General features: G+C 66.8%; 25 protein-coding genes and 1 tRNA gene. 10 read left to right on the top strand and 16 right to left on the bottom strand.

Translation table 11 applies throughout. The features are described 5' to 3' along the window. Positions 1-37 precede the first annotated feature (37 nt). Positions 38-220: a ribbon-helix-helix protein, CopG family gene (locus tag GVY41_RS13955; RefSeq protein ID WP_161348672.1), complete on the bottom strand. Its 183-nt coding sequence runs from the start codon at positions 218-220 to the stop codon at positions 38-40. A gap of 123 nt (positions 221-343) precedes the next feature. Here GVY41_RS13955 and GVY41_RS13950 point away from each other — a divergent pair, with 123 nt between their 5' ends. From GVY41_RS13950 to GVY41_RS13930, 5 genes are all read left to right on the top strand, one after another. Beyond that, positions 344-844, top strand: coding sequence for a hypothetical protein (locus GVY41_RS13950; RefSeq protein WP_161348671.1), 501 nt, complete (start codon positions 344-346; stop codon positions 842-844). Positions 845-959: 115 nt separating this feature from the next. After that, positions 960-1,904 (top strand): GIY-YIG nuclease family protein, encoded by a 945-nt coding sequence (locus tag GVY41_RS13945; protein WP_161348670.1) that lies wholly within the window; start codon positions 960-962, stop codon positions 1,902-1,904. Positions 1,905-1,974: 70 nt separating this feature from the next. Continuing rightward, positions 1,975-4,197 carry an AAA family ATPase gene (locus tag GVY41_RS13940; protein WP_161348669.1) on the top strand — a complete coding sequence of 741 codons (2,223 nt, stop codon included), beginning with the start codon at positions 1,975-1,977 and terminating at the stop codon, positions 4,195-4,197. Positions 4,198-4,285: 88 nt separating this feature from the next. Next, positions 4,286-4,585, top strand: a complete 300-nt coding sequence (locus GVY41_RS13935; RefSeq protein ID WP_161348668.1) for a hypothetical protein — start codon at positions 4,286-4,288, stop codon at positions 4,583-4,585. Then, a complete protein-coding gene (locus tag GVY41_RS13930) occupies positions 4,578-4,871 on the top strand; it encodes a hypothetical protein (protein WP_161348667.1) in 294 nt (97 codons plus the stop codon). Before GVY41_RS13935 ends, GVY41_RS13930 begins: the two co-directional genes overlap by 8 nt. A 366-nt stretch (positions 4,872-5,237) precedes the next feature. On the opposite strand, the gene GVY41_RS13925 is transcribed toward GVY41_RS13930, so the two are convergent. Next, positions 5,238-6,197 (bottom strand): IS481 family transposase, encoded by a 960-nt coding sequence (locus tag GVY41_RS13925; RefSeq protein ID WP_161656909.1) that lies wholly within the window; start codon positions 6,195-6,197, stop codon positions 5,238-5,240. 57 nt (positions 6,198-6,254) lie between these two features. Continuing rightward, positions 6,255-6,587 carry a hypothetical protein gene (locus tag GVY41_RS13920; RefSeq protein WP_161347537.1) on the bottom strand — a complete coding sequence of 111 codons (333 nt, stop codon included), beginning with the start codon at positions 6,585-6,587 and terminating at the stop codon, positions 6,255-6,257. A 224-nt stretch (positions 6,588-6,811) separates the two neighbouring features. Between GVY41_RS13920 and GVY41_RS13915 the strand changes: the two genes are divergently transcribed. After that, positions 6,812-7,099 (top strand): head-tail connector protein, encoded by a 288-nt coding sequence (locus GVY41_RS13915; RefSeq protein ID WP_161347535.1) that lies wholly within the window; start codon positions 6,812-6,814, stop codon positions 7,097-7,099. A gap of 1 nt (position 7,100) precedes the next feature. Continuing rightward, positions 7,101-7,367, top strand: a complete 267-nt coding sequence (locus GVY41_RS13910) for an HK97 gp10 family phage protein (protein ID WP_161347533.1) — start codon at positions 7,101-7,103, stop codon at positions 7,365-7,367. A gap of 53 nt (positions 7,368-7,420) precedes the next feature. Here the strand turns inward: GVY41_RS13910 and GVY41_RS13905 are convergent, their stop codons facing one another. The 5 genes from GVY41_RS13905 to GVY41_RS13885 form a co-directional block, all read right to left on the bottom strand. Further along, positions 7,421-9,208, bottom strand: coding sequence for a hypothetical protein (locus tag GVY41_RS13905; RefSeq protein WP_161656908.1), 1,788 nt, complete (start codon positions 9,206-9,208; stop codon positions 7,421-7,423). Beyond that, positions 9,205-9,615 (bottom strand): hypothetical protein, encoded by a 411-nt coding sequence (locus tag GVY41_RS13900; RefSeq protein ID WP_161347523.1) that lies wholly within the window; start codon positions 9,613-9,615, stop codon positions 9,205-9,207. The genes GVY41_RS13905 and GVY41_RS13900 overlap by 4 nt, the downstream gene beginning before the upstream one ends. A 76-nt stretch (positions 9,616-9,691) precedes the next feature. Further along, positions 9,692-11,650 (bottom strand): site-specific integrase, encoded by a 1,959-nt coding sequence (locus GVY41_RS13895; RefSeq protein ID WP_237422104.1) that lies wholly within the window; start codon positions 11,648-11,650, stop codon positions 9,692-9,694. Positions 11,651-11,773: 123 nt separating this feature from the next. Next, positions 11,774-11,848: transfer RNA gene (locus tag GVY41_RS13890), tRNA-Asn, on the bottom strand. A 257-nt stretch (positions 11,849-12,105) separates the two neighbouring features. Then, the gene (locus GVY41_RS13885; RefSeq protein ID WP_161347519.1) at positions 12,106-13,005 is read right to left on the bottom strand and encodes an MBL fold metallo-hydrolase; all 900 of its coding nucleotides are present in this window, start codon (positions 13,003-13,005) and stop codon (positions 12,106-12,108) included. Between the two features lie 36 nt (positions 13,006-13,041). On the opposite strand from GVY41_RS13885, the gene GVY41_RS13880 reads away from it, so the two are divergent. Further along, a complete protein-coding gene (locus tag GVY41_RS13880) occupies positions 13,042-14,406 on the top strand; it encodes an ATP-binding protein (protein WP_161347517.1) in 1,365 nt (454 codons plus the stop codon). On the opposite strand, the gene GVY41_RS13875 is transcribed toward GVY41_RS13880, so the two are convergent. The 4 genes from GVY41_RS13875 to GVY41_RS13860 form a co-directional block, all read right to left on the bottom strand. Then, positions 14,403-15,653, bottom strand: a complete 1,251-nt coding sequence (locus GVY41_RS13875) for an MFS transporter (protein WP_161347515.1) — start codon at positions 15,651-15,653, stop codon at positions 14,403-14,405. The two genes, GVY41_RS13880 and GVY41_RS13875, sit on opposite strands and share 4 nt — an antisense overlap. Positions 15,654-15,998: 345 nt before the next feature. After that, complete coding sequence (locus GVY41_RS13870) at positions 15,999-16,328, bottom strand: hypothetical protein (RefSeq protein ID WP_161347513.1); 330 nt, start codon at positions 16,326-16,328, stop codon at positions 15,999-16,001. Positions 16,329-16,427: 99 nt separating this feature from the next. Next, positions 16,428-16,544, bottom strand: a complete 117-nt coding sequence (locus tag GVY41_RS13865; protein WP_161347511.1) for a lipoprotein — start codon at positions 16,542-16,544, stop codon at positions 16,428-16,430. Between the two features lie 3 nt (positions 16,545-16,547). Then, entirely contained in the window at positions 16,548-18,383 is a 1,836-nt protein-coding gene (locus GVY41_RS13860) for an extracellular solute-binding protein (protein ID WP_161347509.1), read from the bottom strand. Between the two features lie 277 nt (positions 18,384-18,660). Here GVY41_RS13860 and GVY41_RS13855 point away from each other — a divergent pair, with 277 nt between their 5' ends. Together GVY41_RS13855 and GVY41_RS13850 are read left to right on the top strand one after the other, a co-directional pair. Next, positions 18,661-19,446, top strand: a complete 786-nt coding sequence (locus tag GVY41_RS13855; RefSeq protein WP_161347507.1) for a 3-hydroxybutyrate dehydrogenase — start codon at positions 18,661-18,663, stop codon at positions 19,444-19,446. Positions 19,447-19,938: 492 nt separating this feature from the next. Beyond that, the gene (locus GVY41_RS13850; RefSeq protein WP_229726062.1) at positions 19,939-20,985 is read left to right on the top strand and encodes a patatin-like phospholipase family protein; all 1,047 of its coding nucleotides are present in this window, start codon (positions 19,939-19,941) and stop codon (positions 20,983-20,985) included. A 104-nt stretch (positions 20,986-21,089) separates the two neighbouring features. Here GVY41_RS13850 and GVY41_RS13845 read toward each other — a convergent pair whose 3' ends face one another. The 4 genes from GVY41_RS13845 to GVY41_RS13830 form a co-directional block, all read right to left on the bottom strand. Further along, positions 21,090-21,284, bottom strand: coding sequence for a hypothetical protein (locus GVY41_RS13845; protein WP_161347503.1), 195 nt, complete (start codon positions 21,282-21,284; stop codon positions 21,090-21,092). 405 nt (positions 21,285-21,689) lie between these two features. Continuing rightward, positions 21,690-22,400, bottom strand: a complete 711-nt coding sequence (locus GVY41_RS13840; RefSeq protein WP_161347501.1) for a DUF502 domain-containing protein — start codon at positions 22,398-22,400, stop codon at positions 21,690-21,692. Between the two features lie 76 nt (positions 22,401-22,476). Next, complete coding sequence (locus GVY41_RS13835; RefSeq protein ID WP_161347499.1) at positions 22,477-23,403, bottom strand: pseudouridine-5'-phosphate glycosidase; 927 nt, start codon at positions 23,401-23,403, stop codon at positions 22,477-22,479. Next, positions 23,400-24,293, bottom strand: a complete 894-nt coding sequence (locus GVY41_RS13830; RefSeq protein WP_161347497.1) for a PfkB family carbohydrate kinase — start codon at positions 24,291-24,293, stop codon at positions 23,400-23,402. The genes GVY41_RS13835 and GVY41_RS13830 overlap by 4 nt, the downstream gene beginning before the upstream one ends. Positions 24,294-24,590 lie beyond the last annotated feature (297 nt).

The raw sequence follows: 24,590 nt of genomic DNA, 5'->3' as shown, positions 1-24,590 counted from the left end.
GCGGATCAGGCTGATCCGTCCACGGCTGAGCGGTCGGTCAATCGTCCGATGAGGTGCCCCGCCGCTCAAGCCAATCCGCCACTGCTCTGCGGACCACCTCGGGGCGCGAGGGCAGGTCGTCAGACTGCCGTCGGATCTCGTCTATCGCCTGCAAGGTTGCGCGGTCGAAGCGCACGGTGACGCCTTCCGTGTCCACGGCGGGACGGCCTGGTCGTGCCATTGCGAATCTCCTCGAAGATAATTGTTGACTTCGAGAATGCATGTAATACATTATAGCGAGACGGGCAAGGACTCTCACCTCCTTACCCGCCTCTGTCCACGCCATCTCGCAAGGAGAGACAACATGGCTGATACTACCCCTAGCACGCCGCTTGGCGTGCCTGAACACGAATCCTGCAATACCCCCGTGATCCACGCCTTCAAGGCGTTCCTCGGAACGTTCGGCTTCGCTGTCGAAGCCGAACGTGACGTCGGGGGCCTACGGTCTGGCGACACCGCCTATGACCACTGGCTGCGGGAAGCCGAACTCGCATGGGAGCGCACCTCCCGCGACGCACTGGCGGTGTTTCAGACCGAGGCGCTGCAGCCTTCCGACCAGCCGCTGCGGCAGACGGCAATGCTCATTCGCCATGCCCTTGCCTCCGAGAGCCATGACGATTTTGTCAGCGTCCAGGCCATGCTCGATGCCGAGCCGCTGACCTTCATGGCGACTGGGACTAGCCCCATGGCGTGCCGCGCCAACGAGATGATCGGCACCGCCATCGGGCGGCTCGACCAGATCGCGGCAATGTCGATGATCCTGAACGATCCCGAACTCGACGATCCGGCCTCCTGGAGCGCCTGAAGACCCAAGGCCCTGCCTGCATCGCGGGCCGACCCTCGACAGCGAACATCCAAGAGACCCGCGGGCACCTGCCTCCGCGGGATCCACCACGATACCCAACATCAGGAGCCGAGCCATGACTCAGCCTGCCATCCGCATGCCCCGCCGCCCGAACAATGTCCGCAAGTCCGTGAAGGCGGTTCGCGGCCGCATCCAGCCGCAGTGGCGCGAAGCCGCCCGCACGAAGGGGTTCGCCATCAAGGCCCGGGTGCGCGACCGCTATCACCTGTCCCTCGAATGCAAGACCTGTGGCGCGCTGAACGTGCAGCGCATCTTCACCCTGATGAGCGCCAACCCGATCTGTCAGGAGTGCCTCGAACGCCGGTGGGCGAAGGACGCCCGGGACGCCGGCATCGCCTGGCTGGGCCGCGATCCGGAGCGGCGCCACTACAGCCGTTATCGGCTGAAATGCGGCCATGAGGCTACCCGTCAGGTCGCGCTGGTCCAGCGTGTTGCCCGCGGCGAAACCGGCATCCGCTGCAACATCTGCAACCGGAGCCGGGATGCGTCGGTGGCGCAACGGCAGGGCTGGGAGCTGCTCGGATCGGCTCCGAGCCGTCGCCCGAATTACCGGAGCTACCGGCATGTGAGCTGCGGCCACGAGCAGGAAATCTCGACCGGAAACATGCGCACGGCGCGCCATGGCTGCGGCCGCTGCCACCCCGGATGGTGCGCTGCCCCGAGCCATATCTACCTGTTCCGGATCTCGCTTCCGGATGGTCGGCGGTGGGTCAAACCAGGCTATGCCCGCAATCCGACCTCCCGGAGCAAGTATCAGCTGGAACTCGCGGAGGGCGTTACCTGCGACATCATCCACCAGATTCCGCAGGCCTCCGGACAGGTCGCGATCCGGAACGAGAAGGCGCTGCACAAGGCCCTGAAGCTGGAGTTTCCGGAAGCGGTCATCCCCCGGACCGAGCTTGGTCCGTGGATCAACGTCGTCTCCGAAGTTTACGCCGAACGGCTCGAGGGAGAGATCCTGACCCGTCTGCACGCCTTGGCGGCTGCGTCCGAAGTCTGATCCCCACCTCTCCTGCTTCCTTTCAAAAGACAAATCCCGGCGCGAGCCGGGATACTTCTCGGAGTGTGCCATGAACCAGAACTCTCTTGTTCCCTCGCAGCCCTCGCGTCCGGAGTGGGACGCCTATCTTGGCGCGATCACCCGGCGGCTGCGGCTCGCCGTCGCCCTGAAGATGCCGGATCCGGAGGCCGCTTCTGCGCTGGCGGAAGCCTTCCCCGATGTGGTGCGCGGGCCGCTCGACGTGCTCGCCGCCCATCCGCAGCTGTCGCATTTGCCTCCGGACCTCGCTCAGGACATCCGGAGCCGCGATGGCGATCCGGATGCCACCTTGATCACCGGCGAAGACCGCCCCGCAGTCCCGGTCCCGGTCGCATGGCTCCTGATGGCTGCGCGACTTGCGGCGACGTTCCGGAGTGCTGAACGCTTTGCCGAAATGACGAGGGCAGGGGCTGTGGCCCTTCTTCGGGTTCCGGAGGTCCGCGATGTCGCCAACGCCTCCCTCGTGATCCGCCGCGCCCTGCTTCCCGAAGGACAGCTCATCGTGCGGCGACCCGACATTCTCGAACACGGCGTGGATCAGCTGGTGTTCTTGTGTCCTGACACAAGCGACGGCCAGCTGTCCCGGAGCACCACCTCGCAGGTTACGGAGTGGATCGCGCAGAGCCTCGCCACCGATAGGCCGGTCCTGATCCTGGTTCCGGCGGCGCTCCGGCTTCCGGAGACCTTGCGCGCCGTGCTTCCGGAGCCGGTCGATGTCCGGACCGTGGACCGTGACATCCTGCTCGCAACCCTTCGGCGATCGCACAGCGCGACGGGCAAGATCGACGAGGGTGCGGCCCGGTCGGCGTTGCCGAGCGATCGGGCGCTTGCGATGCTGTCCGGCGTCGAACTGGGGGCGGGCCTGCGGGAGGCTTCGGCACGGGAGGTTGCACTCCGGCTTGCTGCTCTGGCGCGCCGCAACACGGCGCATGTCGGGCAGCACGGCATCAACGGCAGCGGCCCGGCTGCCGACGCAGCGAGACGCATCGCCGCGGACCTGGTCGACTGGTCCAGGAATGGTCTCGCCTGGCAGGACGTCACTCGGTCGCTGCTCCTCTATGGGCCGCCGGGAACGGGCAAGAGCTGGCTGGCGAAGTCGCTCGCGGTCGAGGCCGACGTTCCGCTCGTGACCGGTCACTTCGGCGCTTGGCAATCCCGCGGGCACCTCGGGGAGATGCTCGCCGGCATGCGCGAAACTTTCGAGGAGGCGCAGCGGAAGGCGCCCTGCGTTCTGTTCATCGACGAGATCGACTCAGTCGGGTCGCGCGAGGGTGGCGAGCGACACAACGCGAGCTACAGGCGCCAAGTGATCAATGCATTCTTGCTCGAGCTCGACGGGATCGCGCAGGTCCAGGGCGTCGTGACGGTCGGCGCCTGCAACAATGCGGCTGTTATCGATCCTGCCGTCATCCGGCCGGGGCGGTTCGATCTGCACGTCGAAGTTCCGATGCCGGATGCCAGTGGCCTGATGCTCGTGCTGCGCCGCCACCTTGGGGGCGAGTTCCCCGAGGCGCAGCTCGCCGAGCTCGCGCGCCGGGCGGTCGGCCAAAGCATGGCGGAGCTGGACGCGAACATCCGGAACCTCCGGTCCGTCTGCCGGAGCCAGCGGCGCGTCTTCTCCCTCGATGATCTCGCGCAGGTGCTGCAGCGGGGCCATGATCCGGATCTGCACTGGCGGGTGGCTATCCATGAATGCGGCCACGCGCTGGTTGCCACCGCCCTTGGCCGGAACGACGTCACGCGCGTTGCGCTCAGCGCGGCGGGAGGGGAGACCATGCGCACGCGTCTCCCGGCGGCAGGAACCGTCCAGGACTTCGACCGGGAACTGACGATCCTGCTGGCCGGTCGCGCGGCCGAGGTGCTGGTTCTCGGCGATCCTTCTGCCGGATCTGGGGGCGGCCGAGAGTCCGACCTCGCCGTCGCCAGCACGCTTGCGCTGTCCATGCACACCCAAATGGGCCTCGGCTGGCATGGTCCGGTGTGGAGCGACACCTCTGCCGAGGTCGCCCTGCGCGATCCGCACATCCGGCACAAGGTGCGGACAAGCATGGAGGCCGCGCAGGGTCGCGCAAGGCATATCCTCGCTGCCCGAAGGCTGCTGCTGGAAGGCATGGCGCGGGAGCTGGTGCAGCACCGCGAACTTGCGGGCCCGGATCTGGAGGCATGGCTGGCGCAGGTGACGTGCGACGATGGGACGGTGGCCGCGGCGAAGGAGGAGCGGGCGCCTGGCCGAAACCAGACAAACACAAGTTAGGCGCTTAGGTGGGCCTTGAAAACCTGCCGGGCGGATCGCCTTCCTCTGGGATGACATCGCCCGGCAGAAGCTGACTGCCCTTCATGCGGTGATCCGGGCCAGCGCCACGGATCGGCCAGAGGCCGAACGGCTTCTGACCTTCGCCGCCACCCATCCGCTTGCGACCTTCGCCCACAACGCGCAGGCGGCCTGCCTCGCCCTCCTGGTTTCGATCCTTGCACCAGCGCAGGGCGAGGCACCCGCTTCCGAACCCGCCGCCGATCCGATGCCGTTAGCGCAGTTCTTCACCGAACTGTTCAGCCGGGCGACAAGCTGGCTGCACTGGCCCCCGTCCGAAGTCTGGGGTGCCAGCGTGAAGCAGCGGCTGGAACGGGCCGCCGATGTATGACCAGCCCGGCGTAAGCCCTGCGAAGGAGCTGTGGCAAGAGGTGCTGCTGCGCGCGGTGGAAGACGCTCTGTTCGGCCCCCGCCACGTCCAGAAGCGTGCAACGAAGATCATCCTCTGCAAGGAGGCCCGCGACTACCTGACGCAGTCGAGCCGTGACCTGTCTATGGTCTGCAACCTCGCCGGGCTGGACATGCAGGCGGTGATCGACCGGATGCGGGTAATGATCGCCAAGGCACCTGCGCCTGAAGAGCTGGCGAGCGAGCGCAGGCGGAATAGGGCTGCTTAGCTGGTGTGCAGGTCCCATGTGATTTTTGGCGCACACACTCCGCAAGTTTCAGCACAACATCAAACACGTTGCAGTTGTGGGGCGGACGGATACCTTGGGCTGCAAGAGAATCTGTTTGAGCCATTTGGGAGGCAAATGTGAAGCTGTCGAAAGATATCGTTGAGTATGCGTTGCAGCATATTATTGATCACGGCGACACGGACATCTTTCCCTTCCCATTCGAAATAAAATTCTACACTGCAAAGAAGGATCTAATAGTCAAAGCCTTATCCGACGCAGATTATTCCAGCTTCCATCCGCTCACGGTAGTTGAGTCGCTTGTTCCCAAGTCTAAATATGGATTTCGCGTTGCTCACCAAGCATACCCTAGGTGTTCAGTCCCGGCATCTGGTGGATCGGGTCGAAGATGAATCGATCTGGCTCTGATGTCCAGATTTTGCAGATGTATTCGTAGGGCGTGAGGCCTCCGAGCGTCTTGAGGCGGCGGGCGAAGTTGTAGGCTGCCAGGAAGTCCGCAAGGTGGGTGCGAAGTTGGTCATGGCTGTCGTAGTGGTATCGCTTGACGGTCGCGTCCTTGATCGTTCTGTTCATCCGCTCGACCTGCCCGTTCGTCCATGGGTGGTTGGGCTTGGTCAGCCGGTGCTCGATGCCATTGGCTTCGCAGATCATGTCGAAGCGCATCGGCCGGGAATAGATGGTGTTGCGGTTCCGGGGCTGCTCTGCGAACTGGATGCCATTGTCAGTGAGAATGGTGTGGACCTGATAGGGCACGGCTTCGAGCATGTGCTGCAGGAACTCCCAGGCCGTCTTTCTGTCCGCCGTTGCAACGAGTTGAGCGATGGCGAACTTGGATGTGCGGTCAATGCCCACAAAGAGATAGAGCTTTCCTTCAGCCGTCTGCACCTCGGCGATGTCGATGTGGAAGAACCCGATGGGGTAGCGCTTGAACTTCTGGCGCGTGGGCTTGTCGCCCTCGACATCCGGCAGCCGTGAGATGCCGTGCCGTTGCAGGCAGCGATGTAGCGCTGATCGCGTCAAATGCGGGATAGACGGCTGCAGGGCATAGAGGCAGTCGTCCAGCGGCAGGAGCGTGTGGCGCCGGAACGCGACGATTGCGGCCTCCTCGGCTTCGGTCAAAACCGTCGAACGCGGTTCCGTCGGCCCGGTCTTCATATCCTCGACCGTGGCCCGCTTCCGCCACTTCGCCACCGTCTTCGGATTGATGCCGAGTTCCCGGCTCAACTGCGCGAGCGAAGCTTGCGATCGCTGTATTGCTGCTCTGACGGCGTGCGTGGTCGTGGCGCTCCCGTGACGAACTTGTCCCATAGTGCTTCCTTCCATTCTGACGAAAGGATCGCACCATCAAACCATGGGATCAAACACCTAATCACCAGGCCACTCTTGGAATACCCGCGCCTTTACGGAATCGAGAACGCTTTTGGGTATCTGTGTGTTTTCATAAGGGAAGAACTCATTAGCCGCATTAAGTTGGCCCTCGAACTCATAGAGCTGCATCGAGTAATTTTCCGGCCAGTCTGACATGGCCTTGGTGATGCAGGTATTAGCAATTTCGTTGTCTTCGCCAAACTGTTCCAAGTAGCCTGAGAGCTTATTTAGAGCTTCAATCTGTTGGTCAATCTCATAGGCCTGCATGGAGTAATCGTTAGGATACTCTTCCGCAGCCCGCTGCTTGATCTTTGCAAGGGTGTCAGACATGCGAATCTCTCATTGGAATCAAGTAGCTAATCGTTACGTATCCGTAGGGTAATGCAACCCCCTTCGTCTCGGGCGCAGCCGAGCGAGTGGGGGGCTACCTTTCAACTTCCGCCCCTTCTTCTGGACCGGCGGGGGGAGGTTCGCATAAGATAGGATGAATATAACTTTTCCTTATGAATAACCCATGCTATCATCACATATATTGATTTTAGCGAGTTCATTTCATGCCTGTTGCGATTACCGTTCCCGAGCTGCGAGTGCAGCTCAACCTTGAGTCCGAAGACGACGACACGCTTCTGGCGCAGAAGATCGACGCTGCCGAAGCCTATGCGTCCAGCTATATCGGCGGTGAGATCCCTGACCCGGCCCCGGCGGCGATCCGGCAGGCGGTGCTGATGCTCGCCGCCTTCTGGTATGAGGCCCGCGAGGCTGCGACCACGGGCGGCAACCCCTACCTGATCCCCTTCGGTGTGCATGACCTTCTGCAAGCGCACCACGCCTGGGTGGTGTGAGATGTCCGATGACCTGATGCGGCAATCGGCCAAGCTGGCGCGGCGGCTGGCGGCGATCCCTGCCGAGATCGTGGCGCAGGTTCGCCCGGCGCTGGTGCAGGGGGCCGAGGACTTGGCGACGATGGCGCGGGCACTGGTGCCCGATGATGAGGGCGACCTGAGCGCGTCTATCGTTGTCACACGGCATGTCCCGCCCCAGAAGGCAGCACTTCCCTTGGACGTTCTGCCACCAGCAGTGGGTCAGCCCCGGATCTTCAGCTTCATGTGACTTCGGCAGGCCAGGTTGCGGCAATGCATAGGTGACCATTGCGCTGCAGACGGCTAGCCAAACCCGAACCCCATCTCATGGCCTTCCTCCGGGGGCGGTGCGAGGTTGGCGGCAGCCAGAACGGCGGAGAGCCTTGCCGCTGCCTCCTCATCGCCAGTCTGGATCTCGTGGGCCAGGTCGCCGCCGACGGTCGCGCGGAACCCGACACCCGTGGCGCGGATACCGCCGTCCCTCGTTCCGCGCAGCTCGAGCGAAGGGTGCTCCGGCATCACCAGCGCCGCGCGGCGCAGCCGGATCAAGACGTCGGCTCGGCTTCCGGAAGGGGCGCGGCGAACCACTCCTTCAGCAGGGTGATATCCCGGCGCATCGCGGTCATCGCGTCCTCCATCCGGGCCTCCCGCTCCCGATCCGTCTCGCGCCGCGACAGGGCCTGCTCCATGATGTCCGCGGCCCTTTGCATCTGGTCGCGGATCGCGCCCAGGTCGGAGATCAGGATGTCCAGCCGATCCCCGATCCCCGGCGCCTGTTCCATGGCGAGGATCATCTGCAAGGGGTCGATCAGCCCCGCGAGCGTCCGTGTGATGACGAGCAGTTCGCTGATGTCGGGCGGCAGTCTCGTGTCGGTCATTGAGGATCTCCATTTGGCGGCGAAGTTTGGTGAAGGGGCGAAAGTCTGCAGCCTGAATGGCGCGCAGGATGTGGGGGCGCTGGAGGGCGTCGCGCGCATGGTTCAGGACGGCGACGATCACCGCCATGAGGCGCGACAGCACGGGCGTCATCGCTTTCCCATCAGGCCGGCCCTGGTGGCGTGGCGGCAGCGGAAGTGGCGGGCCGCGCAGGATGTCGCGTGGGTCGGGCAGGGGGTGGTCGCAGCGATAGCGCGTTCGGTTGAAGGCCGCGCAGAGCTCGACCTCGCCCCGCAGGCGGTCCGGCGCTGTCGCCAACTCATCGGCGCGGAGGTCACGGGCTTCCGTGAGGTCGTTGAGCGGATTGCCGGGATCGAAACCAGCGGAGAAGAGATGGCCTCTCAGCTCGAAGCGGGGGGCTCCGGACCGCGCGAAGGTCACACCGTTATCGGCGATGTCGACGACATCGAGGCCGCGTTCCAGAATAGTGGGGAGCAGTGCCGAGAGCAGATCCTCCCGTTTGTCGACCCCATCGCAGTCGTAAAGCAGGAGCGCTTCCGAAACGATCGCCGAGGCATCCTCATGAGTCTCGCGCGCCCGATGGCGGCGTGCCTCGGCGGCGAGCTTGAGGTGGCGGTCCGGATAGCCGACCAGACGCGCGTGATCGATCCCGCGCGGATCCGCATAGCCGAAGTGGCTATTGACCGTGTCGGTGAAGGCGTCCCAGCGGCGCCTCCCGGCCCGGCCGGGAGGGTTAGGATTGAAAGCCATGACCTGGCCGCACGGGCGCAGTGCCATACCCGGTAGCAGGATGTTGACCTCCAGGCGCCCCGTGTGGGTGTGCGTGTTCACGAAGACCGGGGAGCGAAGGTCCGGCGGAATGCCGGGGGCGGCCGTCTCAAGGAACAGGCGCAGGATCTGGCCGGCACGCTCGCGGTGACCACCAGTGCCGGCGTTGAACTCGGGGACCGGAATGTCGGTTGCCGCGAAGGAGAGGGTCACGAGCTGGAAAGATTTCTTGAACGGCACCCTGTCGATCACCGCTGCCACCAGGTCGGGCTGGCCCAGCAGACGCTCTGGCGCGGGATCCCGGGCGAGGTCGACATAGGATCCGGAGATGCGCTTCCGCACCTGCGATGAGTCCAGATACTCGGCCATCGCAGTCGCGCCACCCGGTGACTGACTGTCGCTCAGCGGCGCCCAGGAGGTGATCATGCAGCCGTCTCCCGCGCGATCGCCGTCAGCGTTTCCTCAAGCCTCACCAGCCGCGCCAGGAGGATCGGCGCGGCCGGCATCTGCACGACATTCGCTGCCAGGGCTTCGACCTCAGCCTGCAGCCGCGCGACCGCCAGCAGCCGCTCCGGACCAGGAGTCGGTGCCGCGACCGCGCCCGTCCGGTGCCGCGCCATGAGGTATTGCGAGATGCTCAGGCCCGCGCTCCCAGCGGCAGCTGCGATTTCCGCCCACTCGCCAGCAGTCGCGTAAACTTCCTTCCGAACGGCCAGGTCGTCCTTTGCCTTTCTGGGTCGTGCCATGTCCGTTCCTGTCTCTGGATAATCCTGAACTTTCCCCGCCCGAAGCAATCGCACCGGGGCCGGAGGGGCCTTGATGTTCAGGATCACCCATGGCTCCGAAAATCGAAAACCGGCGGCTCGGAAATGTCATTGCAGATGAAGATCTTCGCGTTCGCAGGGACGATCAGATCACCACGGGCAGCTTGTTCACCGCTTCTTGCAGCGACTTCAGCGGGCTTGCCTCCCCATAGGTCTTGCTGTCGACATCATCCAGTTCGTGGCCGATCAGGTCGTAACGCACCTTGTCCGGAACCGAGATGTCGAGTGCCAGCTGATCGCGGGCGTAGTGCCGCATTGAGTGCAGACACAGCTTGCGCGGGTTCCCCTCGAGGGACAGGCGCAGGGCCTTTCTGAACGCATAGTTGAAGGTGTCGCCATATTTCTTCTTGCGGTCGGCCTTGCTGTGGTTGTTCGGCCGGAGTTCGGGGAACAGGTCTTTTCCCTTCCGGGCCTTCTCGACGTGCTTGAGGAAACCGAGCTCGATCAGGCGGTCATGAATAGGAACGCGGCGCACCGATGAGAAATTCTTCACCCCCCGGTTGTCGTTCTCCACGATGTTCAGGAAGGTGATGCCCTCTTCGACCTGGACGTCGCCGACCACCAGAGCCGCCAGTTCCTCTCGGCGGGCGCCCGTGTAAGCTGCAAGAATGGGCACCCAGTAGAGGCCATCCTTCAAGACACGCTCGCCCGGATCGTTTCTGAATCGGATAGACTCGCACCCCTGCCAGATGGTGTGCCGGAACAGCGCCTCGAGCTCCGGCTGGCGGAAGGTGGCCCGCTTGTCGCGGTCGCGTTTTTCTTCCTTCACGCGGAGCTTGGCGGGCTTCACCTTCTCATCAACCGGGATGCCGTCATCATCCGCGTGGGAGAGCAACTGGGCGAGGTGGTCCAGGTGCCGATTGATGGTTCCCGGAGCGAGGCCGACCTGATCAGGGGGGAGCGTCTTCGCTCTCGCCAGCATCTCCGGGAGAGTGGCATGTGCATCCTTCGGGCTCTTGCCCCAGCTTTTCGGCATCTGTTGCAGGACATCCCGGAACCGCGAGACATGCTGCTTCCGAATGCCACGGACGTCGGTCAGACCGGTGATCATCCCGAACAGGGCTCCGAAAGAGCGGTATTGCTGTTGGGTAACCGACGAGATGCCATTGCGCGACTTCTGGAGGATCAGGCGTTCGATGACGGCCGGGATGCTCGCGTCGAAGACAGGTTCGTCGGCGACAGGAGGAAGGACCTGCGCCGGACGGTGGACCTCTGGTGCGGGCACCGATACGTCCTCTGCTGGGGTGACATGTGCTGCTTGTGGGGCAGGGGCGGCTGGTTCCGCTGGTGCCGCCCCCATCAGCTGTTCGATGGGCACCGCCGCCATCCTCATGCCATCGCGGCTGTCGAGCGGAGTGAGGAAGACCTCGCGCTCGTGGCGCAGCAGGTCTTTCGCCAGAAGCGCGGCAAGTTCGGACGCGATCTCGATCCCCTGATCCGCCGGCATCTGCTCCCAGGCTGCCGCACGGCCCTCGACGAACAGCTTGCGCAGCATGAGCAGCATCGAGGCGGGCAGGTGCTCCTCGCGCCCCGTCATCTCGCGGAACGCGCGGGCCATCCGCCGGATCCGGGGCTCGCTGCGAACGTCCTGGCCGAGCATATTGAGCGTGATGTCGAGCTGGTTGATTTCGGCAGGACTGCGCCCCTCGGCAGCAAGCTCAGCGCGATCCTCGTCTTCAAGCTCTGCATTCACTCCGCGCGTCGCCAGCATGCGCCATGCGGTGGCCGCCGCCCAGTCGGCCTGCGCATCGGCGCCGCCATCCGCGAAGATGAGCGCCCGGTCCTTGCGGATGCGCGCCATTTCTTCGGTCACGACATGGCGCAGCCACTTGCTGGCGTCGGCGGGGCTAAGGGTCTCTTGGCGGATGGAGTCCAGCATACGGTCGCTCTCTGCAGTCAATCTGCGGGCGAGTATACGCGCCTGTTGCGGGTCGGTGGTCCGCAAAGAAAGTTGCAGGATGCAGGTTTCTGTGGATTGCGCCGGAAGCCTGCGCCGCCACTGATAGACAGCGCCGCGCCGGAAGAGATGAAGATGAACGCCCATGGCCGACCTCGCAGGGTGCGCGGGAAGGCTCTCGGATCCGGCCGGGGATGTGTGACACCTCTGTGTGACACATCGGAGCAAGATCAAGAAAATCGTAGCAACTTCAACGACTTGCGGAAGTTTTGGCTCCGGCGGTAGGGATCGAACCTACGACCAATTGATTAACAGTCAACTGCTCTACCGCTGAGCTACGCCGGAACACGGGGCGGATATAGCCGCGTGGTGGGGGGGTGTCCAGAGGGTTTCGTGACATTCTTGCGTCGGCGGAGCATCGGGTGCGGGGGAGGCTGGAGCCGGGTGCCGGTCGGTTCGGGGCAGGGGGGCTGGGAGGTCACGGCCGACCGCGGCTGCACCCGATCTGACGGTCCTTGTTCCCTCTGGCCGGCCATCGCCCGCGATCCATTTCGGGAAGGATCGGATGCCCGACACACCGCCCGACACACCCGCCCTCCGTCTCACCCGCGCTCGAACACCGCCTCGGCGCTTAATACACCCTGCGGCGCGAGCAGTCCGCGCTCCGAAAGATCGATCAGATGTGCCAGCACGTTGCGGGCGGCGGCGCCCAGCAGGGCGGGGGGCGTGGCGGTGTAGATCCGCGCCGCCAGCGTGGGGGCATCGGCGGGGGCGCCGGTCAGGGCGGCCAGCACCTCGGCCTCGCGCTGGCGGCGATGGGCGGCAAGCTCGGCGATGCGGGCGGAGGGATCCGGGATATCGGGGCCGTGGCCGGAATGGGCGACCTGCGCTTGGGCTGCCGCAAGCCGGTCCAGCGAGGCCATGTACTGCGCGACATCGCCATCGGGGGGCGAGATCAGCGAGGAGGACCAGCCCATCACCTGATCGCCGGTGAAAAGGCGCTCCCCCCAGACGAAGCTCAGGTGGTTGCCGAAATGGCCGGGCGTGTGCAGCGCGGTCATCTGCCAGCCGTCGCCCACGACCTCGGCCCCATCTGCCAGAACCGCATCGGGCGCAAAACCGGCATCGACGCCCTCGCCGCCGCCGCCCTCCCCCGAGGCCGCCAGCCGCGCCATCACCGGCGAGCGCCCGGCCAGCGCATCGCCATAGGCCAGCACCGGCGCGCCGGTCACCTCGGCCAGTGGGCGGGCGAGGGGGGAGTGGTCGAGATGGGCATGGGTCACAAGGATATGGCTGACCGTCTCTCCGGGGCCAAGCGCGGCCAGGATCGCGGCCAGATGCGCGGGCAGGGCGGGGCCGGGGTCGATCACCGCCACGCGGCCCTCTCCGACGATCCAGGTATTGGTGCCGTGCAGCGTCATCGGCGAGGGGTTGGGGGCCAGCACCTGCCGCAGGCCCGGCGCCACCTGCCGCACCTGTCCGGCTATCAAGGGATCTGCCATCTTTCCGTTCCCCCCCCGCGCCGCTAGGCTGCTGCCATGTCCAGCGATACACAACCCGGCCCGCAGCCGCAAACCCATCTGCCGCCGACCGGCCCGATCCGCCGCTTCGTGCCGCGCAGCCTTTATGCCCGGGCGGCGCTGATCCTGGTCGTGCCGATCGTCGCGCTGCAGCTTGTGGTGTCGGTGACGGTGACCCAGCGGCTTTACGAGGATGTGACACGCCAGATGACGCGCAGCCTTGCCGCTGGCCTCGATGCGCTGGTCGAGGCGGTGGAGGCGGCGCCCGATGCCGAGGCGGCGCGGCAGACGGCGGCGGCGCTGGCCGCGCCCGCCGGGGTGACCACCTCGCTGCCGGCCGAGGGGCCGCTTGTCGACAACCTCGCGCTCAGCGATCTGTCGGGGCGCACCGTGATCGGCACGCTGCGGGACGAGGTGCCGGGGGTCCGCGGCGTGGACCTGACCGCCTCGCGCGCCGTGCAGGTGGCGATCGAGACCCGGCACGGGCTGCTGGGGGTGGAGTTCGACCGGCGCCGGGTGGCCGCCTCGAACCCGCATCAACTGCTGGTGCTGACCGCCTTCACCAGCCTGTTGATGACCGGCGTCGCCTTCCTGTTCCTGCGCAACCAGCTGCGCCCGATCCGGCGGCTGGCGCTGGCGGCCGAGGCGTTCGGGCGCGGGCGGATGGTGCCCTACCGTCCCTCGGGCGCCGTCGAGGTGCGATCCGCCGGCAGCGCCTTTCTGGACATGCGGGCCCGGATCGAGCGACAGATCGAGCAGCGCACGCTGATGCTCTCTGGCGTCAGCCATGACCTGCGCACGCCGCTGACCCGGCTGAAGCTGAGCCTTGCGATGATGCCCGAGGATGAGGACACCAAGGCGATGTCGCGCGACATCGAGGAGATGCAGGCGCTGATCGATGCCTTCCTCGCCTTCGCACGGGGCGATGCGCTGGAAAGCGAGCCGGAACTGCAAGATCCGCTGGAGCTGCTGCGCGACATCGCAGGCCGCGCGGCGCGGGCGGGCCAGCCGGTGAGCGAGGGCCTGTTCGAGGGCGCGGGACAGATGCCGCTGCGCACCTCTGCGATCAGCCGGGCGGTGGAGAACCTGATCGGCAATGCCGTGCGCTATGGCCGCCGGGCCGAGGTCGGCGGGCTGCTGACCGACCGGGCACTGGTGATCTCGGTCGAGGATGACGGGCCGGGCATCCCGCGGGACCGGCGGGAAGAGGCGATGCGGCCGTTCTCGCGGCTGGACCCTGCGCGCAATCAGGACAGCGGCTCGGGCGTCGGGCTGGGGCTGGCGATTGCCGCCGATGTGGCGCGCAGCCATGGCGGCACCCTGCGGCTGGGGGAAAGCGCGCGGCTCGGCGGGCTGAAGGCGGAACTGGTGCTGCCGCGCTAGCCTTGCCCGAAGCCCCGGCCCAGGGCGCGCCAGCCGATCACGCCCAAGGCTGCGGCCCCAAGCGCGGCGGCCAGGAAGGGCATGACCAGCGCCACCTCGCGCGGCATCACCGCGCCTGCGGCCCGCGCGATCAGGCCCGAGGCGATCAGCCCCACCGGCATCATCCCCCAGGCCAGCAGCCGGTAGAGGCTGTTGACGCGGCCGAGCAGGCGGTCGGGGATCATCCGCTGGCGGTAGGAGACGGAGACGGTGTTCCAGACCAGCCCCGTGAACTCGAACACCGCCAGCACCACCGCCAGCGTCAGCGCCCCCGGCGCCAGCGCGATGGCGAGGAACGAGGGCGCTGTGCAGGCCAGCATCCATTGTGCCGTGCGCCTGGCCCCCAGCCGGGCGATGATCGCCTCGCCCCAGAACCCGCCGGCGATACCGCCGACAGCGCCCGCCGCGAGGATCAGCCCATAGGCCGGCGCGCCGAGGCCGAGATTCTCCTGCACATGCAGCACCAGTGCGATCATCACCATCTGGAACAGCAGGTTCCAGAAGCCGGTGATCCAGGCGAGGCTGCGCAGCAACGGCGCGCCGGCAAGGAAGGCAAACCCCTCGCGCAGCTCGCGCCGCCAGTCGCGGGGGCCGGTGGGTTCGGGCCGGAACCTGCCGGCGAGGCGCGCGACCAGCACGATGGCCAACGCATAGGCGGCGGCATTGGCAAGGAAGGGCAGCGGCAGCGCCAGCGCGATCAGCATCGCCCCAAGCGCCGGGCCGATCAGGGCGTTGCCCGCCAGTTCCACGCTCCACAGGCGGCCATTGGCGCGCTCCAGCCGGTCATGCGGCACCAGCGCCGGCAGCATGGTCTGGGCGGCATTGTCACGGAACACCTCGGCGATGCCAACCAGCAGCGCGGCGCCAAGGATCAGCACAAAAAGGCCGGGGTCGGAGACGCCCTTCGCGGGTGCCTCGGCCAGCGGCAGCGCGGCCCAGAGCGCGGCGGCGGCGATGAGGAAGGCCAGCGCGCGGAGCGCGTCCATGCCAAGGATCAGCCTGCGGCGGTCGACCCGGTCGGCCACCAGCCCGGCGGGGATGGCGAACACGAACCACGGCAACCGCAGCGCCACCGGCACCACCGCCACCAGCAGCGGATCGCGGGTCAGCAGCGAGGCGAGCCAGGCCCAGGCCACCGTCGCCACCCCGTCGGCAAGGTTGGTCAGGCCGCTGGCGGCTACGAATTTGCCGAAGGGTGATGCCTGCATCTGTGCCGCGCCTCTGCCGCCTTGTTCGAGGGCAGTCAGGCGTGGCGGGCAGGGAAGGTCAAGGGGGTGGGTAGGGTCTGCGGTTGCAATCAGGCGGGCGGCACGAAATCGAACGGATTCCGGCGCCCAATGTCTTGGCGAAGGCCATCGCCTTCGCCACACAGTGCCGTATCATCCCGCACCGGACGGGCCCGCCAAGGGCCCGGCCAGCGCCCGCCCCGCCCTTGGCGGGCGCCAGGTCGGGCGCTGGCCTCACACGGTCTCTCATTGCCAGCGGCACCCAGACTGCACGTCCCGCCCGAAGGATCCTGTCCGAATCCCTCGCCGTGGCGAAGGTCATCCCCCTCAGCGATCCTCGTTGGTGTCGTCACCAAACCGGGCATCGTCGTCGAACTCGTCCTCGCCCTCGGGCATGAACTTCTTCGACAGCGAGATGGAATGGTCATCGTGGCGCGGGTCCATCACCACATCCGACGGCAGTTCTCCGGTCAGCCAGTCGCGGATCTCCTGCGCGGCCTCGGCGGTCTCCTGCGCGGTCAACTCGGCGATGTAGACGATGAAGGCGCGCTGGTCGCCGTCGATATCCTCCAGATCGCTCTCATCCGCCTTCGGCCAGCGGTCGGTGATGGCGTCGAAAAACGCGGGCCAATTTTCCTGAACGTGATGCCATTTCATGCGCCTGCCTCCTGCTTGCGGGCGATCAACCCATGCCAGTCTGCGCCGGTTCCGGGCCGCTGCACAGAACTTTTCGTCAGCGGCCGAGCGGGAGGGAGCCTACATCATTCCCTGCACGGTGCGGGCGCTGCCCGAGACGTCTTCCCCAAGCCCGGCCACGGTGTTGCAGCCGGCAAGTCCGGCCATCAGCAGGGCCAGCAATGCGATGCGTTTCATATCCTACTCCTCATGCCACCAGACATCGGGCGCAAAGCCCGGCCAGTCGCCATATAGCGGCAGCCTTGCGGGATAGTGAAGATCGCTCGAATGGGCAAGCCGGGTGGCCTTGGAATACCAGACGGGGATCACCCAGCGTCCCGCCGTCAGGACCCGGTCCAGCGCCTGCGCGGCGGCGGTCAGCTCCTCGGGGTCACTCGCCGTCAGCATCGCGTCGATCATCGCATCGGCGGCGGGCGAGGCCATGCCCATCCAGTTGCGGCTGCCCGGCTGAGCCACGCCCGCCGCGCCCCAGTAGAGCCGCTGTTCGTTGCCCGGGCTCAGCGACAGGGCGCGCAGCATCCAGGCCATGTCGAAGTCGAAATTGTTCGTGCGCTGCACATATTGCGCCGCATCCACCGTGGCGATGCGCGGCGTGATCCCCAGCTGCCGCAGCGCCTGCACATAGATGTCCACCACCTGTCCCGTCTCGGCCGCGCCCTGCGCCAGCAGGATCTCGAACTCGAAGGGCGCGCCGCTGGCATCGCGCAGGGTGCCGCCCTCGGCGGTCCAGCCCGCCTCCTCCAGCAACGCCATCGCCTGGCGCATGTTGGCGCGGTTGCGCAGGGTACCGTCCGATTCCGGCGGGGCGTAGCCCTCAAGCGTGCCGGGGGTCAGGCTGTCCGCGAAGGGTGCCAGCAGCTCTGCCACCCGCCCCGTCGCCGGGCCCGGCTGCATCGCCAGCGCCGAATTGGCGAAGTAGGAGGTGATGCGCGGCTCTGTCCCGAGGTTGAGCGTCTGGTTGATGAACTCGAAGTTGAAGGCCAGCGTCAGTGCCTCGCGCACGCGCCAATCGGCAAAGACCGGACGTCGGGTGTTGAACACGAGGCCGGTGATGCCCGAGGGGCGCTGATGCGGGATCTCGGCCTTCACCACCTCGCCGCTGGTGACAGCGGGGAAGTCGAACTGCGTCTGCCAGCGCGCGGCATTGGTCTCGCGCCAGATCGACAGATCGCCCGCCTTGAACGCCTCGAAGATGATGCCGGGATCGGCGAAATACTCATAGCGCAGCTCATCAAGGTTATAGAGGCCCTGCGCAATTGGCAGATCCTTGCCCCACCAGTCGGGGTTGCGCACGAAGCTGATGGAACGCCCCGCCTCGAACGCGCCCACGGTATAGGCGCCCGACCCGATCGGCGGCTCCAGCGTCGACTGGGCGAAGTCCTTGCCCTCCCATTGCGCCTTCTTCAGCACCGGGCGCATTCCCATCAGCAGCGCCAGCTCTCGGTCGGGTTCCGTGAACTCGATCCGCACCTTGCCGGGGGCAGGGGAGCCGATGCTGGCGACCTTGGCCCAGGCGGTGCGGTAGCGGGGGTGGCCCTGGGTGCCGAGGGTCTCGTAGCTCCAGATCACATCCTCCACCGTCACCGGGCTGCCATCCGAGAAACGGGCCTCGGGGCGCAGGGTGTATTCGACGAAACTGCGCGCCTCATCCGTCTCGACCGATTCGGCCAGAAGACCGTACAGGGTGAAGGGTTCGTCGATGGACCGGGCCATCAGCGTCTCGGCCACATGCAGCCCCATGCCCCAGGGCGCGCGGCCCATCAGGATCCACGGATTGAGCGAATCGAATCCCCCCGGCTCGCCCATCACGATGCGCCCGCCCTTGGGCGCGTCCGGGTTCGCATAGGGCAGTGCCACAAAATCGGGTGGCAGGGCCGGGTCGCCATACATAGCTATGCCGTGCACCGGCTCTGCCAGCGCCTGCGGCGGCGCGGCGAGCGCAAAAAACGCAACACACAAAGGCGCGAGGGCGCGGCAAAGATAGCGGCGCGAGGCCCGGAAATTCTGCGGTGTCATGCCGGGGGCAATCCCTTCTGTGGCGGTTTTTCTGAGGCAGACGCTACCCTTCCGGCCCAGCCTTTTCAAACTTTTAGCTTGGACGGCGCGTTTGATCGGCGTATAAGGGCCCTACTGCTCGATAGGTTTCTTGCCTGTATGAAACCTGCCTCAACGACTTAACGCCCGCCTTGTGCGGGCGTTTTTTTTGCGCGTTTTCGCCGCGCCCCGATGTCGCGGCGCTGGATGTTGCAGCGGCCGGGTATATGGTCGGCTGCAACGCTGCAGGGGGACCCACATGAGCATCACCACATCACTGGCGGGCAAGACCGCCGTCATCACCGGATCGAACTCCGGCATCGGGCTTGGCATCGCGCGCGAACTGGCGCGGGCCGGGGCGGATGTCGTCCTCAACTCCTTCACCGACAGCGCCGAGGATCACGCGCTGGCCGCCAGCATCGGGGCCGAATTCGGCGTGACCGCGCGCTACATCTGCGCCGACATGTCGAAGGGTGACGATTGCCGCGCCCTGATCGAGCAGGCGGGGGCCTGCGACATCCTGGTGAACAATGCCGGCATCCAGCATGTCGCGTCGGTCGATGAATTCCCCACCGCGAAATGGGACGCGATCATCGCCATCAACCTGACCTCGGCCTTCCACACCACCGCGGCGGCGCTGCCCAAGATGCGGGCGGCGGGTTGGGGCCGGGTCATCAACATCGCTTCGGCCCACGGGCTGACCGCCTCGCCCTACAAGTCGGCCTATGTGGCGGCCAAGCATGGCATCGTCGGCTTCAGCAAGGTGGTGGCGCTGGAAACGGCGGAAGAGCCGATCACCTGCAACTCGGTCTGCCCCGGCTATGTGCTGACGCCGCTGGTGGAATCGCAGATCCCCGACCAGATGAAGACCCATTCGATGAGCCGCGAAGAGGTCATCAAGAAGGTGATGCTGGACCGCCAGCCCTCGCGCGCGTTTGCGACCGTGGAACAAATGGGCGGTACCGTGGTATTCCTGTGCTCGGACTATGCGGCACAGATCACCGGAACCGCGATCAGCGTCGACGGGGGCTGGACGGCGCTCTGACCGGGGCTACCTGTCAGGGCGGGGATGAAGACGGCGGGCGCGGGGTGTGCGGGGCGGTCTGCCCCCGACCCGCGCCGCAGGTGAAAGCGAAAGGCAGGCATCATGGCAGGAACGGGACCCGGCAAACCCGGCGGCGGGCGCGGCAAGGCCGATCCACGGCCGGGGCCGCGCAAGATCGTGCGGCGGCCGAAGGCCGGGGCCGGGGCAGGGGACGCGGATGCGGCCAAGGCGGCTGCCAGTGTGCCCGATGCCAAGGCAGCTGATAAGCCCGCGCCGAGGCCAAAGCCCGCGCCCAAACCGCGGGCCGCTGCCTCCAACGCTCCTGCCAGTGCCGACGCTTTGGCCAAGCCCAAGGCGGCCGCGAAGCCCAAGGCCGCCGCGAAGCCCAAGGCAACCGACCTCGCCGACGAACCCGGCCCGCTGGCGGCCATCGAGGAGCTGGTGACGACCGGCGAAGGCGAGGCCCCCGAAACCGACCTCGCCACCCCCGCCGTGAACGGCGGAACAGATCCCTGCCGCATCAACCTTGCCCTGCAAGGCGGCGGCGCGCATGGCGCCTTCACCTGGGGCGTGCTCGACCGGCTGCTGGAAGAAGACAGCATCGACATCGCCGCCATATCCGGCTGCTCGGCCGGGGCGCTGAACGCCGCCGCGCTCAAATCCGGCTGGGTCGCAGGGGGGCGGGCGGGGGCACGGGATCAGCTCGACTGGCTCTGGGGCCAGATGGGCGCGATTCCCGACCTGTCGTTCGCGCATTGGTTGATGGCCTTCATGCCCGGCCCGGCGATGACCGCGAAGATGGTCGAGGCGGTGGTGCCGTTCAAGATGATCGACGCGGTGACCAGCGCCGTCAGCCCCTATGATCTGCCGTTCTGGGAAAATCCGCTGCGCCGCGTCGCCGAACGCTTCGCCTATGACCGGATCGGCGCGCAGGAAGGCCCGCTGATCTTCATCAGCGCCACCAATGTGCGCACCGGCAAGATCCGGGTCTTCAACAATGCCGAAATCAGCACCGACGTGATCCTGGCCTCGGCCTGCCTGCCGACACTGTTCCGCGCTGTCGAGATCGAGGACCCGGCAACCGGCACCTGCGAGGCCTATTGGGACGGCGGCTATGCCGGCAACCCGGCGCTGTTCCCGCTGTTCGCGCCAAGCCTGCCCGATGACGTGGTGATCGTGAACATCAACCCCATGCTGCGCGAGGAACTGCCCCACAGCGCCGCCGAGATCGCCAACCGTGTCAACGAGATCAGCTTCAACTCATCGCTGCTGCGCGAATTGCGCGCCATCGCTTTCGTGAAACGCCTGCTTGCCGGCGGGCAGCTGAAGCCGGGCAGCATGAAGGACGTGCGCGTCCACATGATCGCGGATGACAAGCTGATGGGCAGCCTCAGCGTGGCGACCAAGATCGTGCCGACCCCGACGCTGCTGAGGCATCTCAAGGCGGCAGGCCGATTGGCGGCCGAGGACTTCATGGAACGCGCGCGCGACAAGATCGGCAAGGCGGGCACCGTCGATCTGGCGGCGCTGCTGGCCTGAGGGAGTTCCCCCTCAAGACGAAAACGCCCGGGCGCGCAGGCGGCCCGGGCGTCTGGCAGGGCCTCGGAACCGGCGCAAGCCGGCCCCGGGGCGCAATGCCGTGATCAGTCGGCCGAAACGACGGCGGCGACCAGGATCAGCAGCAGGATCGGAACGATGATGCCAGCGGACGAGGACGAGGTGTCCTCGACGATGACTTCCGGCTGGATCATCGGTTCCATGACCGGTTCGGCATAGCCGCCGGCAAAGGCCGGGGCGGCGATCAGCGAGGCGAGGATGGCGGCTTTGAAGGTTTTCATGTCAGTCTCCGACTTTATTTTGGCCCATTTGGGCACGGTTTCAGGCAACTCTCGATCTACGGCGCCCCGCCACTGCCTGTGCAGGCAGCAGAGGACCAACGCAGGCCCGCAAGCATGTCCGGTCCGGAACGGTAGCGAGAAGCCCTGAAACCTCAGATGACTACCCTCCGCCCGCGGAACATTGACAGCTTTGATTCTAACACGCCCCTCGGCCGCCACAACGGAAATGTCTGCGTAAAGATGCAAGGCGTTGCAAAGAGGCCGCAGCCGGTTTGCAACCATCGGCCCCAATGGGCATGTTTCCGCCGTCGGGTAGGGCGTCCGCGTGGCGGCGGCAGCGCCGCCGGGTTTCAGTGTGGCGGCAGCGCCGCCGGGGGTTCAGCGTGGCGGCAGCGCCGCCGGGTTTCAGCGTGGCGGCAGCGCCGCGGGGTCCTTCGGCGCCGGATAGACCAGCCCGGCCGAAATGATCAGCTTGGCCGCATCCTCGACGCTCATGTCGAGATAGGTCACCTGCGATTGCGGCACATAGAGCAGGAAGCCCGAGGTCGGGTTCGGAGTCGTCGGCAGGAACACCGACACCAGCGGATCGTCCAGCGAGGCGCGCGAGGCGATCTCGCCTCTCGCCATGGTCGACACGAACCCGATCGCCCAGACCCCCTTGCGCGGATATTCGATCAGGCAGGCCTTGTCGAAGCTCGCCTCGGACTGGGCGAACACCGTCTCGGCGATCTGCTTCAGCCCGCTATAGACCGAGCGGATCACCGGCATCCGGTCCACCAGATGCTCGCCCCAGCGCAGCAGCGACCGGCCGATCAGGCCCTTGGCGACCCAGCCGACGACTACGGTGAACAGCAGGAAGAAGATCACGCCCACGCCGCGCAGGTCGATGCCGATATACTGCTCGGGCCGGAAGCGGTGCGGCACCAGCGGCAGCACGAAGGCGTCGATCCAGCCGGTGACTGTCCACAGCAGCCAGATCGTCAGCCCGATGGGAAACACCACCACAAGGCCGGTCAGGAACGAGCCCCGCAGCGCCGAAAGCGGCCCGGTCTTGCGCGGCGGCAAGGGCTTGAGCGGGTTGGTATGCGGGTGGGGGTCTTCCGGATGCTCGGTCATGACGGTCCTCTGCTGACCGCCAGACCCTAGGGGCTGGAACGTGGCGCGACAATCCTCCGCCGCGCCTCGAAGCCGCTCATTTTTCTGCGCTGGCGAGTTCGATGGCGATTGCCGCCGCCAGCCGGGCATTGTTGCGCACCAGCGCGATATTTGCGGTCAGCGACCGCCCGTCCGTCAGCGCAAAGATCCGGTCCAGCAGGAAGGGCGTCACCGCCTTGGCAGCGATTCCCTGCGCTGCGGCCTCGGCCAGCGCCACCTCCACCGCAGGCATGATCTCGGCCAGCGGGATCTCGTCCCCGGCCGGCACCGGGTTGGCGACCAGCTGCCCGCCCGGCAGGCCGATCAGCCCCCGCATCCGGTGCGCGGCGGCGATCTCGGCGGCGCTGTCCATGCGCAGCGGGGCCGGCAGGCCCGAGGCGCGCGACCAGAAGGCGGGAAACTCGTCCTGCCCCACCGCGATCACCGGCACGCCAAGCGTCTCCAGCACCTCCAGCGTCTTCGGCAGGTCCAGAATCGCCTTCGCCCCCGCGGCCACCACCGTCACGCGGCTATGCGCCAGCTCGCGCAGGTCGGCCGAGATGTCGAAGGACAGCTCCGCCCCCCGGTGCACCCCGCCGATGCCGCCCGTTGCAAAGACCTCGATCCCCGCCAGTTCGGCGCAGATCATCGTCGCGGCCACCGTGGTGGCTCCGGTGCGGCCGCTGACAAGGCAGGCCGCCAGATCGGCCCGGCTCAGCTTCAGGGCACCCGGCGTCTGCGCCAGCGCGTCCAGCGCCGCATCCTCCAGACCGACCATGATCTGCCCGCCCATCACCGCGATGGTGGCCGGGGTGGCGCCCGCGGCGCGGATCTCGGCCTCCACCGCGCGGGCGGCCTCGAGGTTCTGCGGATAAGGCATCCCGTGGGTGATGATCGTCGATTCCAGCGCGACGACCGGCAGCCCGGCCTCCAGCGCGGCGCGCACCTCGGCCGAGAGGGCGAGGGGAAGCGAAGGGTTCGTCATGTTCCGATATCTCCAGAAACGTAGCTCGCGGCGGCATCCAGAGCGGCGGCCAGCGCCGCCCCCCGGTCCGCGCCGCGCAATTCGGCCACCAGATGGGCGGCCATGAAAGTGTCGCCCGCGCCGGTGACGCGGGTGACCAGCACCGGCCGCGGCGCAGCGGTGATCACACCGCCCGCCGCCGCGCAGCCATCCGCGCAGGGCCCGCCGCCATCGGTGACCAGCACCCGCCGCGCGCCCCGCTCCAGCAGCCCCGCCGCCGCCTCGGCCGCCCCGGCAAAGCGGCGCTGGCACAGCAGCCCGGCTTCTTCCAGGTTCACGTAGATCGTGGCCCGCGGATGCGCCAGCAGCGGCAGCAGCCGCTCGGCCTTGCCGGGGCTGGCCGGCGCAATGCGCAGATCGGCGGCCGCGAACAGCGCCGAGCCGGCGATCTCGGCCAGCAGCCCCGTCGTCAGGTTCCCGTCCAGCGCCACCGGCCCCGCCCAGGGCGCCGCCGCCGATCCCAGCCGCCCATCCTCCAGCGCCCGCAGGATCTTGGCCCCCGCCGCCTCCAGCGAATGGGCATCGGCAATCGCCGCGATCAGCCCGTTGCCGCCCTCGATCGCCATATAGCGGTCGGTCGGCAGATCGTCCGAACGGTAGAGATGCCCCGTCCCCAGCCCCATCGCCGCGCAGGCGGCCACGAGGTCATTGCCTTCCGCATCGCGCCCCACTGCCGACAGCAGCCCCGGCCGCAGCCCGAACCGCGCCAGCGTCATGGCGATGTTCAACGCCACGCCGCCCGGCACGCGGGTGATCCGCCCCGGCACATCGGCGCCCGCACCCATATGCGCCGGGCTGCGGCCGATGATGTCCCACAGGACCGATCCGATGCACAGGATGTCTGGTGTCATGTCTGGCGCCTCGCTCATGCCCGCCCTATTCCCCAAACCCGCGCCCCCACGCAAGCCAAAACCCGCCCCCCAGATCCCGCGCCCCTTTCCCATTCTTGCTGGCGCAAATATCCCGGGGGTGCGGGGGCTGGCCCCCGCTTCCGCCCCCGGCCAAGAGCGCCAGAACAGCTTTTCCCTTGCCATCCGCCCCCGCCTGGCCTAAAGGCGCGCTACTTCACAGGCTTGGTGCGGGCCTTTTCGGGGAGACATCCCGAAAGGTCCACCGGTTGGGGGAAACCCTGAAATCACCTTGCCCAG

The sequence above is a fragment of the Frigidibacter albus genome (assembly GCF_009908165.1).
GTDB lineage: Bacteria > Pseudomonadota > Alphaproteobacteria > Rhodobacterales > Rhodobacteraceae > Frigidibacter > Frigidibacter albus.
This window is presented reverse-complemented; position numbering and strand designations above follow the sequence as displayed.

Excerpts from the sequence above, each read along its gene's own strand:
- GVY41_RS13870 (WP_161347513.1), bottom strand. The coding sequence starts at position 16,328 with ATGAAATGGCATCACGTTCAGGAAAATTGGCCCGCGTTTTTCGACGCC.
- GVY41_RS13925 (WP_161656909.1), bottom strand. The coding sequence starts at position 6,197 with ATGGGACAAGTTCGTCACGGGAGCGCCACGACCACGCACGCCGTCAGA.
- GVY41_RS13950 (WP_161348671.1), top strand. The coding sequence starts at position 344 with ATGGCTGATACTACCCCTAGCACGCCGCTTGGCGTGCCTGAACACGAA.
- GVY41_RS13840 (WP_161347501.1), bottom strand. The coding sequence starts at position 22,400 with ATGACCGAGCATCCGGAAGACCCCCACCCGCATACCAACCCGCTCAAG.
- GVY41_RS13885 (WP_161347519.1), bottom strand. The coding sequence starts at position 13,005 with ATGGCAGATCCCTTGATAGCCGGACAGGTGCGGCAGGTGGCGCCGGGC.
- GVY41_RS13845 (WP_161347503.1), bottom strand. The coding sequence starts at position 21,284 with ATGAAAACCTTCAAAGCCGCCATCCTCGCCTCGCTGATCGCCGCCCCG.
- GVY41_RS13945 (WP_161348670.1), top strand. The coding sequence starts at position 960 with ATGACTCAGCCTGCCATCCGCATGCCCCGCCGCCCGAACAATGTCCGC.
- GVY41_RS13905 (WP_161656908.1), bottom strand. The coding sequence starts at position 9,208 with ATGATCACCTCCTGGGCGCCGCTGAGCGACAGTCAGTCACCGGGTGGC.
- GVY41_RS13940 (WP_161348669.1), top strand. The coding sequence starts at position 1,975 with ATGAACCAGAACTCTCTTGTTCCCTCGCAGCCCTCGCGTCCGGAGTGG.
- GVY41_RS13865 (WP_161347511.1), bottom strand. The coding sequence starts at position 16,544 with ATGAAACGCATCGCATTGCTGGCCCTGCTGATGGCCGGACTTGCCGGC.
- GVY41_RS13835 (WP_161347499.1), bottom strand. The coding sequence starts at position 23,403 with ATGACGAACCCTTCGCTTCCCCTCGCCCTCTCGGCCGAGGTGCGCGCC.
- GVY41_RS13880 (WP_161347517.1), top strand. The coding sequence starts at position 13,042 with ATGTCCAGCGATACACAACCCGGCCCGCAGCCGCAAACCCATCTGCCG.
- GVY41_RS13860 (WP_161347509.1), bottom strand. The coding sequence starts at position 18,383 with ATGACACCGCAGAATTTCCGGGCCTCGCGCCGCTATCTTTGCCGCGCC.
- GVY41_RS13920 (WP_161347537.1), bottom strand. The coding sequence starts at position 6,587 with ATGTCTGACACCCTTGCAAAGATCAAGCAGCGGGCTGCGGAAGAGTAT.
- GVY41_RS13955 (WP_161348672.1), bottom strand. The coding sequence starts at position 220 with ATGGCACGACCAGGCCGTCCCGCCGTGGACACGGAAGGCGTCACCGTG.
- GVY41_RS13895 (WP_237422104.1), bottom strand. The coding sequence starts at position 11,650 with ATGGGCGTTCATCTTCATCTCTTCCGGCGCGGCGCTGTCTATCAGTGG.
- GVY41_RS13875 (WP_161347515.1), bottom strand. The coding sequence starts at position 15,653 with ATGCAGGCATCACCCTTCGGCAAATTCGTAGCCGCCAGCGGCCTGACC.
- GVY41_RS13830 (WP_161347497.1), bottom strand. The coding sequence starts at position 24,293 with ATGACACCAGACATCCTGTGCATCGGATCGGTCCTGTGGGACATCATC.
- GVY41_RS13855 (WP_161347507.1), top strand. The coding sequence starts at position 18,661 with ATGAGCATCACCACATCACTGGCGGGCAAGACCGCCGTCATCACCGGA.
- GVY41_RS13915 (WP_161347535.1), top strand. The coding sequence starts at position 6,812 with ATGCCTGTTGCGATTACCGTTCCCGAGCTGCGAGTGCAGCTCAACCTT.
- GVY41_RS13910 (WP_161347533.1), top strand. The coding sequence starts at position 7,101 with ATGTCCGATGACCTGATGCGGCAATCGGCCAAGCTGGCGCGGCGGCTG.
- GVY41_RS13930 (WP_161348667.1), top strand. The coding sequence starts at position 4,578 with ATGTATGACCAGCCCGGCGTAAGCCCTGCGAAGGAGCTGTGGCAAGAG.